At 66.8% G+C, this 16,810-nt stretch carries 15 protein-coding genes; 4 read left to right on the top strand and 11 right to left on the bottom strand.

The features are described 5' to 3' along the window. Nucleotides 1-51 precede the first annotated feature (51 nt). From CHB86_RS16995 to CHB86_RS16955, 9 genes are all read right to left on the bottom strand, one after another. Entirely contained in the window at nucleotides 52-987 is a 936-nt protein-coding gene (locus CHB86_RS16995; protein ID WP_089234286.1) for a 2-hydroxyacid dehydrogenase, read from the bottom strand. Continuing rightward, nucleotides 984-2,132 (bottom strand): rod shape-determining protein RodA, encoded by a 1,149-nt coding sequence (gene rodA, locus CHB86_RS16990; protein WP_089234285.1) that lies wholly within the window; start codon nucleotides 2,130-2,132, stop codon nucleotides 984-986. The genes CHB86_RS16995 and rodA overlap by 4 nt, the downstream gene beginning before the upstream one ends. Further along, nucleotides 2,129-4,048 carry a penicillin-binding protein 2 gene (gene mrdA, locus CHB86_RS16985; RefSeq protein ID WP_089234284.1) on the bottom strand — a complete coding sequence of 640 codons (1,920 nt, stop codon included), beginning with the start codon at nucleotides 4,046-4,048 and terminating at the stop codon, nucleotides 2,129-2,131. The genes rodA and mrdA overlap by 4 nt, the downstream gene beginning before the upstream one ends. Next, on the bottom strand, nucleotides 4,045-4,584 hold the full coding sequence (locus CHB86_RS16980) for a hypothetical protein (protein ID WP_089234283.1): 540 nt from the start codon (nucleotides 4,582-4,584) through the stop codon (nucleotides 4,045-4,047). The genes mrdA and CHB86_RS16980 overlap by 4 nt, the downstream gene beginning before the upstream one ends. Then, nucleotides 4,577-5,509 (bottom strand): rod shape-determining protein MreC, encoded by a 933-nt coding sequence (gene mreC, locus CHB86_RS16975; protein ID WP_089234282.1) that lies wholly within the window; start codon nucleotides 5,507-5,509, stop codon nucleotides 4,577-4,579. Before mreC ends, CHB86_RS16980 begins: the two co-directional genes overlap by 8 nt. Nucleotides 5,510-5,553: 44 nt before the next feature. Next, a complete protein-coding gene (locus CHB86_RS16970; RefSeq protein ID WP_089234281.1) occupies nucleotides 5,554-6,591 on the bottom strand; it encodes a rod shape-determining protein in 1,038 nt (345 codons plus the stop codon). Nucleotides 6,592-6,837: 246 nt separating this feature from the next. Further along, entirely contained in the window at nucleotides 6,838-8,403 is a 1,566-nt protein-coding gene (locus CHB86_RS16965) for a 2-isopropylmalate synthase (RefSeq protein ID WP_089234280.1), read from the bottom strand. 217 nt (nucleotides 8,404-8,620) lie between these two features. Further along, complete coding sequence (locus CHB86_RS16960) at nucleotides 8,621-9,415, bottom strand: glutathione S-transferase family protein (RefSeq protein ID WP_176442912.1); 795 nt, start codon at nucleotides 9,413-9,415, stop codon at nucleotides 8,621-8,623. 108 nt (nucleotides 9,416-9,523) lie between these two features. Next, nucleotides 9,524-10,969, bottom strand: a complete 1,446-nt coding sequence (locus tag CHB86_RS16955) for an MORN repeat-containing protein (protein WP_245838127.1) — start codon at nucleotides 10,967-10,969, stop codon at nucleotides 9,524-9,526. A gap of 208 nt (nucleotides 10,970-11,177) precedes the next feature. Here CHB86_RS16955 and CHB86_RS16950 point away from each other — a divergent pair, with 208 nt between their 5' ends. Then, entirely contained in the window at nucleotides 11,178-12,851 is a 1,674-nt protein-coding gene (locus CHB86_RS16950; RefSeq protein ID WP_089234278.1) for an NAD+ synthase, read from the top strand. Nucleotides 12,852-12,887: 36 nt separating this feature from the next. Here CHB86_RS16950 and CHB86_RS16945 read toward each other — a convergent pair whose 3' ends face one another. After that, nucleotides 12,888-13,217: a hypothetical protein gene (locus CHB86_RS16945; protein WP_089234277.1), complete on the bottom strand. Its 330-nt coding sequence runs from the start codon at nucleotides 13,215-13,217 to the stop codon at nucleotides 12,888-12,890. Nucleotides 13,218-13,438: 221 nt separating this feature from the next. Between CHB86_RS16945 and mgtE the strand changes: the two genes are divergently transcribed. From mgtE to CHB86_RS16930, 3 genes are all read left to right on the top strand, one after another. Continuing rightward, a complete protein-coding gene (gene mgtE, locus CHB86_RS16940) occupies nucleotides 13,439-14,845 on the top strand; it encodes a magnesium transporter (RefSeq protein ID WP_089234276.1) in 1,407 nt (468 codons plus the stop codon). Nucleotides 14,846-14,891: 46 nt separating this feature from the next. Continuing rightward, complete coding sequence (locus tag CHB86_RS16935; protein ID WP_089234275.1) at nucleotides 14,892-15,791, top strand: HD domain-containing protein; 900 nt, start codon at nucleotides 14,892-14,894, stop codon at nucleotides 15,789-15,791. A gap of 213 nt (nucleotides 15,792-16,004) precedes the next feature. Next, nucleotides 16,005-16,280 (top strand): hypothetical protein, encoded by a 276-nt coding sequence (locus CHB86_RS16930; protein WP_141134918.1) that lies wholly within the window; start codon nucleotides 16,005-16,007, stop codon nucleotides 16,278-16,280. 89 nt (nucleotides 16,281-16,369) lie between these two features. Here the strand turns inward: CHB86_RS16930 and arsC are convergent, their stop codons facing one another. Further along, nucleotides 16,370-16,798, bottom strand: coding sequence for an arsenate reductase (glutaredoxin) (gene arsC / locus CHB86_RS16925; protein WP_089234273.1), 429 nt, complete (start codon nucleotides 16,796-16,798; stop codon nucleotides 16,370-16,372). Between the last annotated feature and the right edge of the window lie 12 nt (nucleotides 16,799-16,810).

The raw sequence follows: 16,810 nt of genomic DNA, 5'->3' as shown, positions 1-16,810 counted from the left end.
CGTGTCCGCTTGATCGGACAGATAATGCCGCGGGTCCGGCTGCGCCAGACGTCAGTACCCGAGGTCGCGGTCCACCAGGTGCAGCAGCGGCAGCCCGGCTTCGCAGCGCCGGATATTCTCCACGATCACCTCGCTCGCGGTTTCGGCGCGTGTTTCGGAGGCGATATGCGGCGTCACGGTGACCTTCGGATGGGCCCAGAACGGATGCTCGGGCGGCAGCGGCTCGGTGCGGAACACGTCGAGCGTGGCGTGGCCCAGGTCTCCGCGATCGAGCGCCGCAAGCAGCGCCTCGTCGTCGATCAGCGGCCCGCGGCCGGGGTTGATGACGACCGCGCCCGGCGGCAACTGGTCGAGATGGGCGGCGTTCAGCAGGCTGTCGGTGCCCGGTGTCAGCGGCAGGAGCAGAACGAGGATCTCGGCCCGCGCCAGCGCCTGCTCCAACCCCTCCGGCCCCGACAGGCAGGTCACACCCTCGACATCGCGCGGGGTCCGGCTCCAGCCGGCGACGATGAAGCCGAGCCCGGCCAGGGCCCGTGCACAGGCCGCGCCGAGCACCCCGAGCCCGAGCACGGTGACATGGCGATGCCGCGCCAGCGGCGGCACGTGGCGCACCCAGTTACCGGACTGGTGGGCCAGCGCATGGTCGATGTTCAAGTGATGCCGCAGGACGTGGCCGGTGGCATATTCCACCATCCCCTCGGTCAGCCCGCTGTCGACCATCCGGGTGAGCGGCACGCGGAGCGTCGTATTGCCCACCACGTCCTCGACCCCCGCCCAGAGGCTCAGCACCGCCTTCAGGCGGGTGAAGGGCGTGAAATCCTGCACATCGGAATCCGGGGCGTAGACAACGTAGTCCACCTCCTCCGGCGGCCCGAGATCGGGCGAAAGCTCCGCGGTGATCCCGGCGGCGGAGAGGCTGTGCCGCAGATGGCCTTCGTATTCGTGCCACTTGGCCTCGGAGGCGGAGAACAGGATGCGCGGGCTCATGAGCGGTCTCTTGGTCTGTGGACATGGGCCGATTGCACCAGCCCGAAGGCCGCGAGCAGCACCAGCATGGCCGAGCCGCCATAGCTGACCAGCGGCAGCGGCACACCGACCACGGGCGCCAGCCCCATCACCATCGACATGTTCACGGAGAAGAACAGGAAGAAGGTGGCGGCGATCCCGATCGTCAGGAGCGAGGCGAACCGGTCCTTGTTGGTGAAGGCAGAGGCGAGGCAGAAGATGATGATCAGCGCGTAGAGCGTCAGCAGCGAGGCCGCGCCGATCAGCCCGAACTCCTCGGCCAGCGTGGTGAAGATGAAGTCGGTGTGCTTCTCTGGCAGGAAGTTCAGCCGCGATTGCGTACCCTGCATGAAGCCCCGCCCGGTGATGCCGCCGGAGCCCAATGCGATCTTGGACTGCGTGATGTGATAGCCCGCCCCCAGAGGGTCGGAATCGGGGTCCAGGAAGGTGTCGATCCTGCGGAATTGGTAGTCCTTGATCAACTGCCAGGAGGTGCCGCGGGATTTCAGCACCGCCGTGACCAGCCCGACGCCGGCGGCGCCGACGACCGCGAAGTAGGCCCAGTGGACGCCGGCCGCGAACATGATGATCCCGCCGCCTGCGACCAGCAGGATCGCGGTCCCGAGGTCTGGTTGTTTCAGCACGAGGAAGGTCGGCAGCAGGATGATGAAGACCGGCAGGATCACCCAGAAGATCCGGCTCACCTTGCGGATGTCGAGCCAGTCGTAATAGGCGGCGAGAAACATTACCACGGTGATCTTGGTCAGTTCCGACGGCTGCAGGCGCATGAAGCCGATGTCGATCCAGCGCTGCGCGCCCATGCCCGTGGTGCCGAACAGTTCCACTCCGATGAGCAGCAGGACCGAGATGCCATAGGCCACCGCCGCGACGTTCCGCCAGATGTAGATCGGCACCATGGCGATCAGGAACATAGCCACCATGCCGACCGCGAAGCGCTTCATCTGCGGCTCGGCCCAGGGCTGCAGCGACCCGCCGGCCACCGAGTAGAGCATGAGGAAGCCCACAGCCGCGACCGCCGTCAGCAGCAGGATCAGGCCCCAGTTCAGGTAGAGGATCTTGCGCAGACCGGTCGGCACGGTCTGGACGCGATACTCCAGGTAACTCATGCGCGGTCGCTCCGGCCGGTCTTGCCGTCCTTGCGGCGCAGGGGCATCGAATCCCAGATCTCGGCGATGCTGTCGCGCTCCCCGGAGGGGAAGATGTCGAGCGGCGGCAGGTCGCCCCAGAGCGCGCGGGCAACGATGTCCCGCGCCACGGGCGCTGCCGCGGTGGAGCCACCGCCGCCGTGTTCCACCACGACGGAGACCGCGATCCGCGGGTTGTCGTAGGGCGCGAAGCAGACGAAGAGCGCGTGGTCGCGCTGCTCCCAGGGCACGTTCTTGTTGTCAACGACCACCGAGCGCACCTGGCTGGTGCCGGTCTTGCCGGCAAGCTTCATGTCCTCGGGGAGCAGGCGCGAACGATAGGCCGTGCCCTGGCGGGAGTTGGAGACCGAGAACATCGCTTTGCGCACCTGCGACAGGGTCGTCGGGCTGAGCCCGAGCGGGCCGTCGGACAGAATGGGCTGCTCCTCGGTGTCGACCGACTTGACCAGGCGGGGCCGGATGGCCTCGCCGGTGGCGATCCGGGCCGTCATCACGCAGAGCTGCAGCGGCGAGGCGAGCACGAAGCCCTGGCCGATGGAGGCGTTCAGGCTGTCGCCGACCATCCAGCTTTCCTGCCGGTTGCCCTGTTTCCAGGCCTTCGTCGGTGCCAGCCCCTCGGCGATGGCGGACATCGGAAGGTCGTGGCGCACGCCGATCCCGAGCCGCACCGCCATCTCGGAGATCCGGTCGATGCCCACGCGTTCGGCCAGCTCGTAGTAATAGACGTCGCACGACCGCATGAGGCTGTCGTGAAGGTCGACATAGCCGTGGCCGCCCCGCTTCCAGCAGTGGAACCGGCGGGTGCCGAGCTGCTTGTAGCCCGGGCAGTAGATCGTTTCCCCGGCCGTCACCACGCCCGCCTCGTGTGCCGCCAGTGCGGTGACCATCTTGAAGGTCGACCCGGGCGGGTAGGTGCCCTGGACGGACTTGTTGGCGAGGGGGCGGTGATCGTTCTCGGTCAGCGCCTTGTAATCCTTGACCGAAATGCCACGGACGAAGAGGTTCGGATCGAAGCTCGGCGACGAGGCGATGGCCAGCACGTCGCCGCTGCGCACGTCCATGACGACGGCGGCGGCGCTTTCCCCCACCAGCCGGGCGTTGATGAAGTTCTGCAGTCCGTGATCGACCGTCAGCTGCAGGTCGGCGCCCTTCTTGCCTTCCTGCCGGGACAGCTCGCGCATGACGCGGCCGCCGGCGTTGACCTCGATCCGCTTGGTGCCGGCGGAGCCGCGCAGCAGGTCTTCCTGCCGCGCCTCCAGCCCGACCTTGCCGATCTGGAACTTCGGGATCTGGAGCAGCGGGTCCGGATCCTCCAGCTTGGAGAGGTCATAATCGGAAACCGGCCCGACATAGCCTACGACATGGGCGAAATCGTCCTCCAGCGGGTAATGCCGGGTGAGGCCGACCTCGGGCGTGACGCCGGGCAGGGCGGGGGCGTTCACCGCGACCTCGGCCACGTCCTCCCAGGCCAGCTGGTCGGCGATGGTGACCGGCACGAAGGGGCTGCGGCGCCGGATCTCGCGCATCGCGCGTTCCACGTCGTCATCGGTGAGCGGCACCAACTCGCGCAGCTTGGCGAATGTCTCGTCGAGATCGCCCGCATCCTCGCGGACGATGACGATCCGGTAGTTCTGGGTGTTCTCGGCGATCGGCACGCCGGTTCGATCGAAGATCAGGCCGCGCGCGGGCGGGATCAGGCGGATGTTGATCCGGTTTTCCTCGGCCAGCAGGCGGAACTGCTCGGCCTGGTCGATCTGCATGTAGCGCATCCGGGCGCCCAGCACGCCCATGAAACCCAGCATCGAGCCGCCAAGCACCAGCCCGCGTCGGGTGATCCTGCGGGCACTTTCCTCGGTATCCTTTGGCGGGCGTCTCACAGGCGGCTCCCCAATGCGTCGGCTTCGTTCGGGTCCGCGGCGGCGACCCTGAACCCATAATGCGACAAGGCGACCACAAAGGGATAGACCCCCGCGGTAAACAATGCGCGCAGAAGGGCGAGGCCCAGCGGCGGCCTGTCGGTCATCGCGACGGTCAGCACGATCTGGTTGAGCCCGACCAGCGCAACCATGACGCCGGTCACGAAGACCCATTCCACCGGGAACGGCAGGTCGCGCGAGACGCCCTTACGGGAGCGCAGCACTTCGGTCCCGAGCACCGCGAGCGCGGTTCCGAGGCCCGGGGGCTGCTGCAGCAGCAGGTCGAGAAACATGAAGAGCGCGGCGACCAACAGGACCGGCACGTAGGACGGACGCCTCAGCACCCAGGCAAAAGTCACCGCGAGTGCCAGGTCCGGCCCCGGCAGGTTGCTCGCCGCGATCCCGATGGGCAGCAACTGGATGAAAGCGATGACAAGGATCACCGCCGTGTAGAGCAGGCGGTAGCCCCAGGTGCGTGTGGTGATCGGGTCAACCATCGGCGCCTGCCTGCGTTTCGCCTTCTGCCGGCGTCTCGGTGGCCTCGGCTTCCGGGTCCGGCTGCGGCGGCACGATCAGCCCGGAGGCGTCGGTGATGACCTCGCCCTTGTGGCTGCGCAGGACGCGCAGGAACTCGAGCTGCTGGTAATCGGCGGCAAGCCACACCCGGTATCGCCCGTCCGGGCCGAGAGCGAGCTGGCCGACCAGCAGGCCCGAGGGAAACACCCCGCCATCGCCGGAACTCACCACCCGGTCGCCGGGCTCGATGGCGTCGAGATCCTCGAGGAAATCGAGCGTCGGCGCGGCGGTGTTGTCGCCGGCGAGGATCGCGCGCTGGCCCGAGGGCTGGATGGTCACGGGCAGGCGGCTGGCGGCGTCGGTCAGCAGGATCACCCGGCTGGTGGTCTCGCCGACGCCGGAGATGCGCCCGACCAGTCCGAGCCCGTCCATCGTCGCCCAGCCGTCGCGGACGCCGTCGCGGGCGCCCACGTTTAGGAGCACCGACTGGCGGAAGGGGGAGCCGGAATCGGCGATCACGAGGCCCGAGACCGACGTGAGCTTGGGGTCCAGCCGCACGTTGTTGAGCGCGAGCAGCTTGGCATTCTGTTGCTCGAGCTGCACCGCGGCCTCCTTCCAGGCCTTCATCTGCTGGAGTTCGCGGCGCAGGTCCTGGTTCTGCTGATAGATCCGCTGGTAGGACTGGAAATCCTCGATCATCCCGGCGAAACGCGCCATCGGAACCGAGGCCCATTCGAAGCTGGGTACGACCCGGTCGATCAGGTTGGCGCGGAACCGTTCGACGCGGGGGCTGTCGATCCGCCAGAGCAGGAAGATGCCGAGGCAAATCGCAATCAGCCCGATGACGACGATACGCCTTACGGGGCGGACATAGTCCACGTCTGATCCGTTACGGTTGCGTGCCACGCGGCCTCACGTTCTGCCGACCAGGCGCCTGCCGGTCGCGGGGGTCAGCTTTCGTAATCTATCGCATGCCGGAGCTGTTTTTCATACTCCAGCGCCTTGCCCGTGCCGAGGGCCACGCAATTCAGGGATTCGTCGGCGACGGAGATCGCGAGGCCGGTCTGCTCGCGCAGGGCGAGGTCCAGTTCTCCCAGCAGCGCGCCGCCGCCGGTGAGCATCACGCCGCGATCGACGATATCTGCGGCGAGGTCCGGCGGGGTGGCTTCGAGCGCGGTCATCACCGCCTCGCAGATCGCCTGCACCGGCTCCGAGAGCGCCTCGGCCACCTGGGCCTGGTTGATCTCGGTCTCCTTCGGCACACCGTTGAGCAGATCGCGGCCGCGGATCTGCATCGAGGCGCCGCGCCCGTCGTCGGGCATGCGGGCGGTGCCGATCGAGGTCTTGATCCGTTCGGCGGTCGAATCGCCCACGAGGATGTTCTGCTGGCGGCGCAGGTAGGAGACGATGGCGTCGTCCATCCGGTCGCCTCCGATCCGCACGGAGCGGGCGTAGACGATGTCACCCAGCGACAGCACGGCCACTTCGGTGGTGCCGCCGCCGATGTCGACGACCATCGACCCCGTCGGGTCGGTGATCGGCATGCCGGCGCCGATGGCGGCCGCGATCGGCTCTGCAATCAGCCCGGCGCGGCGGGCGCCTGCGGACAGGACCGACTGGCGGATGGCCCGCTTCTCGACAGGGGTGGCGCCGTGCGGCACGCAGACGATGATCTTGGGCTTGGTGAAGGTCGTGCGCTTGTGCACCTTGCGGATGAAATGCTTGATCATTTCCTCCGCGGTGTCGAAATCCGCGATCACGCCCTCCCGCATCGGCCGGATCGCCTCGATCGAGCCGGGCGTGCGGCCCAGCATCATCTTCGCATCCTCGCCGACGGCCAGAACTTCCTTGCGTCCGTTCTTGTTGTGATAGGCGACGACGGAGGGCTCGTTGAGGATGATTCCCCGGCCCTTCACATAGACAAGCGTGTTCGCCGTCCCGAGGTCGATTGCCATGTCGGAGGAGAACAACCCACCAAACAGCGCCATGTCCTGTCCTGCTCTTGTTTTTCCATTGCCTTAAAGGCCCATGCGACTCCCCTCGCCGCGGGCCGGATGACTTATAGGCTTAGTAAACACCATACGAAAGGGCGAAAGAAAAGGGTATCGGCGTTGATCCGCCGCAATCTCCCGGGGCGTCGCCGTTGCTGTCGGTGGCATCTTTGGGGGAGGCTGCGGTGGCGGCGGCCCGGGCACATGCGCTCGGGCCGCCGGAACTGACAGCCGTGGGAAGGATCAGCTCACCGCGTCGCGGTAGGTGATTTCCTTCTGGTCCGTGCCGGTCTTCTGGCGGCGGATGATCAGGCGGTTGAGGGCGGCGACATAGGCCTTGGCGGAGGCCACGACGGTGTCGGTATCGGCCGATTGACCGGTGACGATCCGGCCGTCCTCCTCCAGGCGCACGGTGACCGTGGCCTGCGCATCCGTGCCGCGCGTGACCGCGTGGACCTGGTAGAGTTTCAGATGCGCGTTGTGGGGGAAGATCTGCTTCACCGCGTTGAAGGTGGCGTCGACCGGGCCGTCGCCGCTGGCGGAGACCATGTGGTCCACGCCGTCCACGGTCATCACGAGGTCCGCCGATTGCGGCGCCTGGGTGCCGCAGATCACGCGCAGGAACTTCACCTTCAGCGTGTCGTCGACTTCCGAACCGGCATCGCGCATCAGCGCGATCAGGTCGTCGTCGTAGACCTCCTTCTTGCGGTCGGCCAGTTCCTTGAACCGCACGAAGACGTCCTTGAGCTGGTTGTCGCCCAGGTCGTAGCCCAGATCCTGCAGCTTGGCGCGCAGCGCGGCGCGGCCGGAGTGCTTGCCCATCACCAGGTTGGTGGCGGACAGGCCCACATCCTCGGGGCGCATGATCTCGAAGTTCTCGGGGTTCTTCAGCATCCCGTCCTGGTGGATGCCGCTTTCATGCGCGAAGGCATTCTTGCCCACGATCGCCTTGTTGAACTGCACCTGAAAACCCGAAACATCCGCCACCCGGCGCGAGATGTTCATGATCTTCCGGGAGTCGATGCCGGTGGTGTAGGGCATGATGTCATTGCGCACCTTGAGCGCCATGACCACCTCTTCAAGAGCGGTATTGCCGGCGCGCTCGCCCAGCCCGTTGATCGTGCATTCGATCTGCCGGGCACCGGCTTCGACGGCGGCCAGCGCGTTGGCCGTCGCCATGCCGAGGTCGTTGTGACAATGCGTGGCAAAGACGATCTCGTCGGCACCGGGGACGCGTTCCAGCAGCATCCGGATCAGGTCCGCGCTCTCGCGGGGGGCGGTGTAGCCCACGGTGTCGGGGATGTTGATCGTGGTGGCGCCGGCCTTTATGGCGATCTCGACGACGCGGCACAGGTAGTCGTGCTCGGTCCGGGTGGCGTCCATCGGCGACCACTGGACGTTGTCGCAGAGGTTGCGGGCGTGGGTGACCGTCTCGTGGATCCGGTCGGCCATCTCGTCCATCGTCAGGTTCGGAATCGCGCGGTGCAGCTCCGACGTGCCGATGAAGGTGTGGATGCGCGGCCGCTCGGAGTGGCGCACGGCCTCCCAGCAACGGTCGATGTCCTTGAAATTGGCGCGCGCCAGGCCGCAGATCACGGCGTTCTTCGTCACTTCGGCGATGTCGCGCACGGCTTCGAAATCGCCTTCCGAGGCGATCGGAAAGCCGGCCTCGATGATGTCGACGCCCATCTCGTCGAGCATCTGGGCGATCTCCAGTTTCTCGTCATGGGTCATCGTGGCGCCGGGGCTCTGCTCGCCGTCGCGCAGGGTCGTGTCGAAGATCAACACGCGGTTCTGGGTGTCAGTCATGGGTTCGGTTCCTTGGTGTCCTTCAATCCTGTGGCGCGCTGCGCAAAGCCCTCTGAGCGGACGCGCCGGACGGCACGCTCAGAGGCGGCTAAGGAGAAGGAGGAGGCCGGCAAGGGGCAGCGCCCGCGCGGAGGCGGGTGCGGAAAGGATATGCCGGTTCGTCATCATGCGGGCGACTATACGCAGCCGGACCCGAAAGGGAAGCGGTTTTCGCCGCCTAGAGCAGGCCCAGCTCCGCGTCGCTTGCGGAGGCGCCGTATTTCTCGGGCGGCGGCAGCGGACGGTCGCGCCAGTCGGGCGTGAAGGTGAAACTGGAGACATTCCGTCCCGGCGGCAGGGCGCCGTTTCCGGCGCCGAGGGCATAGTCGTAGTAGAGCGTCACGATCTCCCGCCGGCTGACCTGTTGCGCATCGGGGTGCGCGATACAGGCGTCATGCCAGCGCCGGGCCCGGGCGGTGTCGGGCGTGCTGGGGGGCTGGTAGCCCTCGTAATGGTCGAGGAACCAGAACCGTTGGAAGATCGGGGTGAACACGGCCTCGGCAAGCCCGAACCGGTCGAAAAGAAAGGTGTCCCCGGTGGCGTGCCGCTCGAGGAACCGCGAGAACCCGAGGTAGAACGCGTCCATCTTCTCGCGGAATTGCGCGGTCTGGTCCCGGTCCTGGTTCAGGATCATCCGGTAGCCCGTTTCGGTGAACCCGCCTTCCTGTGCGATCAGCATCCGCTCGACGGCCCGCTCGTAGGGATCGGTGCGGGCGACCGGTGTGTCGGGCAGGAGTTCCTCCAGGTAGCGCAGGATCACCAGGCTTTCCTTGAGCACCCGCCCCGCGTCCTCCACCAGGACAGGCAGCGCGGTGGTGCCGCCTGTCAGCTCCAGCAGCCAGTCGGGCCGGGGCACCGTGATGTCGATGACCTCGAAGCGCACACGCTGCGCAGCACCCTTGAGGCTGAGCAGGATCTTGACCCGTTGGGAGAACGGGCAGACCGGGATGTGGTAGATCGTGATGTCCGACATGGCCGCGTCCCTCGCTCGTTCGCTCGCGGCGCGTGCGTCGACCGCCCCTGCGATGCGACCATTGCTCGTGTCGCTCGCGCGGGCAGGGTGGCGCACTGCCGCGTGGTGTTACTGGCTGGTTTCTGCTGCTTCGGGCTCTGCCGTCTCGCCGGCGGTCTCCGTCTCGGCGGGGGGCGCGACGTTGGCATCCGGGCGGATCAGGTCGCCGGCATTCCACTCCCCGGCGCGCACCTCGCCCGAGGCGTAGTGCATCCGGCCTTCGCCCTGGGGCATGCCGGCCGAGAAGTTGCCCTCGTAGACATCGCCGTTCAGGTAGGTCGCGATGCCCTTGCCCTGCATCTCGCCGTCGACCCATTCGCCGGTGTAGGTGAAGCCGCTCGGCGCAACGAGCGTGCCTTGTCCGGTCCGCTGGCCGTCCTTGAAGTCGCCTTCATAGATGCTGCCGTCGGTGTAGGTGGCCTTGCCCTTGCCATGCCGGGTGCCGTCGACCCAGTCGCCCTCGTAGCGGTAGCCGTCGGGGTAGGTCATCACGCCCTTGCCGTGGTAGCGCGCGTCCTTGAACTCGCCCTCGTAGACCTGGCCATCGGCATAGCGGGCGATGCCGGTCCCCTCGATCACGCTGTCGACCCAGTCACCCTCGTAGGTGTTGCCATCCGGATAGGTGATCTTGCCCTTGCCGTGCGGCTGGTCGTCCTTGAACGCGCCCTCGTAGACCGAGCCGTCTGGATAGACGACCTTGCCCGCGCCCTCGATGCGGCCTTCGATCCAGGCGCCGGTGTAGACATAGCCGTCGGTGCCGGTGAAGGCGCCCTCGCCGTGCCGGCGGTCGGCCTGGAAATCGCCCTCGTAGACATCGCCGTTGGCATAGGTGACCTTGCCACGGCCCTCGCGCTGGCCATTGGCGAGAAGCCCTTCATAGACGTCGCCGTTGGACTGCTTGAGCCGGCCGAGGCCGTTGATCTGCCCGTCCTTCCAGGCGCCCTCGTATTCCAGCCCGTCGGGCATGGTGAGCTTGCCCTGCCCGGACCGCAGCCCGCGGTTCAGGTTGCCTTCGTAGACGGCGCCGTTGGGGTAGGTGATCGTGCCCTTGCCCTCCTTGACGCCGGCCACCCATTCGCCCTCGTAGCGATAGCCGGTAGGCGCTGTCATCGTGCCGACGCCGTCGTGCAGGGCGTTCACGAAGTCACCCTCGTAGCGCACGCCATTTGCGTAGTTGGCGACGCCCTTGCCGGTCATCTCGTTCTCGACCCACTCGCCCTCGTAGGTGCCGCCATCGGCAAAGGTGATCTTGCCGATGCCGTGCGGCTTGCCCTTGGCGAACTGCCCTTCATAGACGGAGCCGTCGGGGAAGCGGGCGATGCCCTGGCCGAGGATCTCTCCCTCGACCCAGTCGCCGGTGTATTCGTAGCCGTTCGGCAGCCGGTAGGTGCCTGTGCCGTGCTGGAGCCCGTCCTTGAACGTGCCCTCGTAGACGCCGCCGTTGTCGTATTGCTTGGTCTGCACATCCGAGGACTGCGCCGTCGCCGGCCAGGCCGTGGCCAGAAAAACGGCCATCTGTGCGGTCAGAAATGCGGTTTTCACCTGTCGGATCATGCTTTCTCCCCTCGGCCGCGCCGGGGTCTTGAATCGAGACTTCGGTGCGCAACCCTAGTTGCCACCCCGAAGATGGGCAACGCCTTTTGCCTCCGGCGGCTTCCATGCGCGCGTCAGTCTGCTAAGAGGGCCGGGGCCCGTGCCGGGGCCTGCCCGAAGGAGCGCGCCGATGAACCGATTCCGACTGACGCTGGCACAGCTGAACCCCACGGTGGGCGACCTGCGCGGCAACGCCGCCAAGGCCAAGGCCGCTTGGGAGCAGGCGAAAGCCGCCGGCGCCGACATGGTCGCGCTTCCGGAGATGTTCCTGGCCGGTTACCAGGCCCAGGACCTGGTGATGAAGCCGGCCTTCGTGATCGATTGCCAGGTCGTGCTGGAAGAGCTCGCGGCAGCCTGCGCCGACGGGCCGGCGCTGGGGATCGGGCTGCCCTGGTTCGAGGGCGCGGAGCTGTTCAACGTCTACGTGGTGCTCAAGGGCGGAAAGGTCGCGGCGCAGATCGTCAAGCACCACCTGCCCAACTTCAACGTCTTCGACGAGGAGCGGTATTTCTCCTCCGGTGACGTGAACGGCCCCATCGGTCTCGGCCCGCTGCGGCTCGGCATACCGATCTGCGAGGATGCCTGGCATCCGGATGTCTGCGAGACGCTCGCCGAAACCGGCGCCGAGCTTCTGCTGGTGCCGAACGGCTCGCCCTATTTCCGCGGCAAGCGCGAGATGCGGCTGACCCACATGGTCTCCCGCGTGGTCGAGACCGGCCTGCCACTGGTGTATCTCAACATGGTTGGCGGGCAGGACGACCAGGTGTTCGACGGCGGCTCCTTCGTGCTCAACCCGCACGGGCAGCTCGTGGTCCAGATGCCGGTGTTCGAAGAGGCGATCGCCCATGTCGATTTCGTGGAGGGCGGTGATGGCTGGGAAGCCGAGGCCGGCGAGATGGCGCACCTGCCCGACGACTGGGAGCAGGATTATCACCTGATGGTGTTGTCCCTGCGGGATTACCTGCGCAAGTCCGGTTTCTCCAAGGTGCTGCTGGGGCTCTCGGGCGGCATCGATTCGGCGCTGGTCGCCACCATCGCTGCCGATGCCATTGGCCCGGAGAACGTGCGCTGCGTGATGCTGCCGTCGGAATACACATCCGTCCACTCGCTGGAGGATGCCGAAGCCGTGGCGCGCAACCTCGGCTGCGCTCTCGATTCCGTGCCGATTGCCGGGCCGCGTGCCGCCGTGACCGAGGCGCTGGCGCCGCTCTTCGAGGGCACGACGCCCGACACGACGGAGGAAAACATCCAGTCCCGCCTGCGCGGGCTGATGCTCATGGCGCTCTCCAACAAGTTCGGCGAGATGCTTCTGACCACCGGCAACAAGTCCGAGGTCGCGGTCGGATATGCCACGATCTACGGCGACATGGCGGGCGGCTACAATCCGATCAAGGATCTCTACAAGATGCGGGTCTTCGAGACCTGCCGCTGGCGCAACGCCAATCACCGCGACTGGATGCTGGCGCCCTCGGGCGAAGTGATCCCGCCGCGCGTGATCGACAAGCCGCCCTCGGCGGAACTGCGCGAGGATCAGAAGGACGAGGACAGCCTGCCGCCCTATCCGGTGCTCGACCGCATCCTCGAGATGCTGGTCGACGAGGAAGCCTCCTTCGAGGAGATCCTCGCCGAAGGCTTCGCCATCGAGGATGTTCGCCGGGTTGAGCACCTCCTCTATCTGTCGGAATACAAGCGCTTCCAGTCGGCCCCCGGCGCGCGGCTGACCCGCAGCGCCTTCTGGCTCGACCGGCGCTACCCGATCGTCAATCGCTGGCGCGATCCGATCGGACGGCGCAACACCGAGTAACGGGATGCGCCGTGCCGGGTGTCGGCCTGGCCGCCGTCAGAAGCTGACCATCACGGCGCCGGCGACGACCAGCGCCGCGCCGGCCATCTCGCGCGGGCTCAGCGTTTCGCCGATCATCAGGGCGAAGAGCAGCACCAGGATGGATTCGGTCGCGATGATGGCGACGTAGGCAAGGCCGAGGTCGACCTGCCGCAGCAGATGCACCTCGGCGATCACCGTGAGGGCGAGCACCGCGGCAACGGCCCCGATCAGCAGGGTGTCCGTCGTATCCGCCATGTATTTCATGATGATCGTTGCGATCGTGTAGCCAAGCGCCGCACCGAGCGCCAGCAGGGTCCGCCCCGACAGGAATTCGAAACTGGTCATTACAATAAGGTCCTCGAGAAAATATCGCCCAATTTACCACGCCTCCGTGAATCCAGCGATTGTCGGAAAGTGAGGTTTCACGCGGCCTGCTGGCCGATGAGCGGATTTGATCCTATCAGGAAGCAGGGCAGCGGGCGTCACGGGGCGGTCATCCTTTCGCGTCAGGTTGCCCGCGCCGCCAGATTGGCGCGCGTCTGCATGAGCCGAGGGAAGGAGAAACCATGGTCGAGACCGCCGCCGCGTTTCGCTGGGATGCCTCCAGCACCGAGGCCGCCGAAGTTGCGAACCGGGGCGTCGTCCGCAAACTGGAGCGGCTGATCAAGGCCGGGGAACGTCTGAAGGTGCTCGCGGCGATCCGGCGGTGGCCGCCTGCGGACATACTTTCCCTCTTTGTCGCCATGCGCTCGAAATACGCCCGCAGGCTGCTGGAATGGATGCCCGACGAGATGGGGATAGCGGTCCTTGCGGAACTGGACCCGAGGCTTCACGCGGTGCTGGCCGAGGAAGAGACGCGCAGCACCTTTCGCAAGCTGATCGAGAAGATGAGCCCCGACGAGGCCTTTCCCCTGCTCGACGCCCTGCCGCATGGCTACGCGCTCGATCTGCTGGAGGGGCACCCGCACGCCAAGGAGTTGCGTGCCGCGCTCGAGGTGCACGAGGACCTGGCCGCCGCGCACATGCGGCGCGGGTTGCTGACGGCGCGAGAGGGGGGCACCGTCGGCGAAGTGATCGCCGACATCCGCGCCAGTGCCGACGAGATCGAGCAGTTGGGGCGCGTCTACGTGGTCGACGATGCCGGCCGGCTCAAGGGTGTCGTCCGCCGACGGGATCTGCTGATGAACCCCGACGCCACGCCGATCTCGGCGATCATGCAGACGGACCCGGTGGTCGTGACTGCCGAAACCGACCAGGAGGATGTGCTGGCGCTCGCCAAGGCGCAGCGAATCCACAATCTCGCGGTGGTCGATGCCGACGGCGTGCTCCTGGGCGGGATCACGCCGCGCGAGCTGCGCCAGATCGCCGACGAGGAGGCGGAAGAGGACGCGCTCCTGATGGGCGGCGTCTCACCCGGGGCGACGCATTTCGATTCGCCCCTGCAGATCGTCCGGCGGCGGCTGCCGTGGATCCTTGGCGGGCTGGTGGGGGCCTCCGTCGCGGCCTCGGTCATCGGCTCCTACGAGGACGCGCTGACCGAAGCCGCGATCCTGGCCAGCTTCATCCCGGTGGTCATGGCCACCGCCGGCAACGTCGGCATCCAGGCATCGACCATGTCGATCCAGGCGATCGGGCAGGGCATGACATGGAAGGGCGATTTCCTGTGGCGGCTCGGCCGCGAGGTCGCCGCCTCGCTGGTGAACGGGCTGGTCGTGGGAACGGTGGTGGCCTGCCTCGTGCTGCTCGTCTCGGCCTTCATCGAGATCGGGAATGCCCCCAGCCTGGCCCTCACCTGCGTCCTCTCGTTGACGCTGGTGACGGTGATCGCCGGCACCTTCGGCTCGCTGATCCCCTTCGTGCTGCGTGCCATGAAGCTCGATCCTGCGGTCGCCACCGGGATCTTCATCACCACCTCGAACGACGTCTTCGGGGTTCTGATCTTTTTCTCCATCGCCTCTGCGTTTTATCTCTGAATTCCGGGGCGCCGCCTGCGCTGCCTCGCCCAAGACAGGAGTGCCCATGTCGGACGACATCCTTGCCCTTTCCCGCGCCCTCGTGTTCGCGGCAGAGGCGCATCGCAACCAGCGGCGCAAGGGCGCGGCGCAGGAGCCCTATGTCAATCACCTGATCGAGGTGATGGACCTGGTGGCGCGCGCCACGGGCGGGCAGGACGTCGAGCAGATGATCGCGGCGCTGCTGCACGACACGATCGAGGACGCCGGGGTGACGGCGGAGGATCTGGAGCAGCGCTTCGGGACGCGGGTGGCGCGCATGGTGGTCGACAACACCGACGACATGACGCTCTCCAAGCCCGAGCGAAAGGCCCGGCGGTTGGCGGCGATGCCTTCCAAGCCTGCCGATTCCCGTGCGGTGAAGACGGCCGATGTGATCTCCAACCTGCGCGCGCTGGTGGTCTCTGCCCCGGCGGGGTGGGACATCGAGCGCAAGCTTGGCTATCTCGATGGCTGCCGCAAGCTGATCGCGGCGGGTCGCGGCGCCAATGACGAACTGGAGCGCTTGTTCGAGGAGACCGCCGCCGAAGCGGAGCGGGCGATCCGCGACGATGTGCCGATGAACGTGGAGGGCCGGAAGGAAGCGCTGCGCCATCTGGAGGTGGAGATCGGCCAGCATGTGCACCTCGTCTACCTGCCCAACACCCAGATGCGCTGGCTGACGGGTGCGGATATCCAGAAGCTGGCGCAGGAGGCGGCGATCTTCTTCCCGTCCGCGGCGATCCACGAGGCACATGCCACGTTCGACGGCACCCTGCGAAAGATCCTGCTGGCCCGCATTCGCACCGACGACAGCGATGCCGTGGTCGCGTTCGGCCAACGCCTCTGCCGGGCCTTCGAGCAGGATTTCGTCGGCATCGAGGTCGCCGGGCGTTACCTTCGCGTCTATGCGGACGACACCGACTGACGGCCGGGCGGGCGATGTCGCGGGGGGCGGGCTAGCCGACTCAGGGGGATCTGTGTTACCTTACGTCACCCGGCGATTGGCGTCGGGCTCCTCTGCGACCGCATTAGCCGCACGACCATTTCCGGCGGCCGGATCGGATGATCCGGCCGACCGACGCAAGTACTTTGTTTGAGACCTGACGCGGCGAGGCCAGGGGGATCTTGGGAGGATACCATGACCTATGCTCGCCTTGGCTGCGTTTGCGCAGCCATGTTCACTCTCGTCTTGCCTGCATCAAGCGGAGAGCTGGATTACACCATGCCGACGGAGTTCTACGACGGGATGAACGCCAAGCTGATCAATGAGGGCTACCGCGAGGTGCGGGTGCTCGATCCGCAGGAGGGTGTTCTCAGCGCCTTCGATGCGCAGGGCAGCGAGGTCAAGATCAACGTCGATCCGGCGCGCGGGCAGATCATCTCCACCAGCTACGTTCACCCGACAGACGGGTAGGTCCCGGTCCTTGCGCGTGCGCGAGGGGGCAAGGGATGGCGTTCGCGCTTGAGAGGGCCGTCGGCGGAAGCGTCGGCGGCCCGTTTTCGTCACTCGCCGGGGACCGGCAGGCCCTGCGCGTCGATCAGCATCCTGCCGTTCGCCTTGGCAAAGGGGGCGTCGGGCCAGCGTTCCAGCAGGTCAAGGACCACGCCTACCGGCCGGCATAGACGCGTGCCTAGCTCGGTCCGCACAATGGGGCGCTCCACCAGAACGGGACGCTCGAGCATCGCCTCGAAGATCTCGGCATCCGTGACGCCGTCTTCGAGAAGCCCCATGTCGGCGGCCGGCCCGCGCTGTTTGCGGAGGGCCTGGCGCGGTGTCAGGCCAGCGTCGCGCAGCAGGGCTTCAAGCTGTCCGCGTTCCCAGCCGGTCTCGACATATTCAACGACCTCCGGCGTGTAGCCGGAGGCCTCGATCACCCGGAGTACCTCGCGCGATTTGCTGCAGGCGGGGTTGTGATAGATCGTGACGTCCATCGGTCCGGGCCG

The organism is Tropicimonas sediminicola (genome assembly GCF_900188335.1).
GTDB lineage: Bacteria > Pseudomonadota > Alphaproteobacteria > Rhodobacterales > Rhodobacteraceae > Tropicimonas > Tropicimonas sediminicola.
Note: the sequence above shows the minus strand (reverse complement) of the source record. Positions and strands in the feature narration are given on the sequence as shown.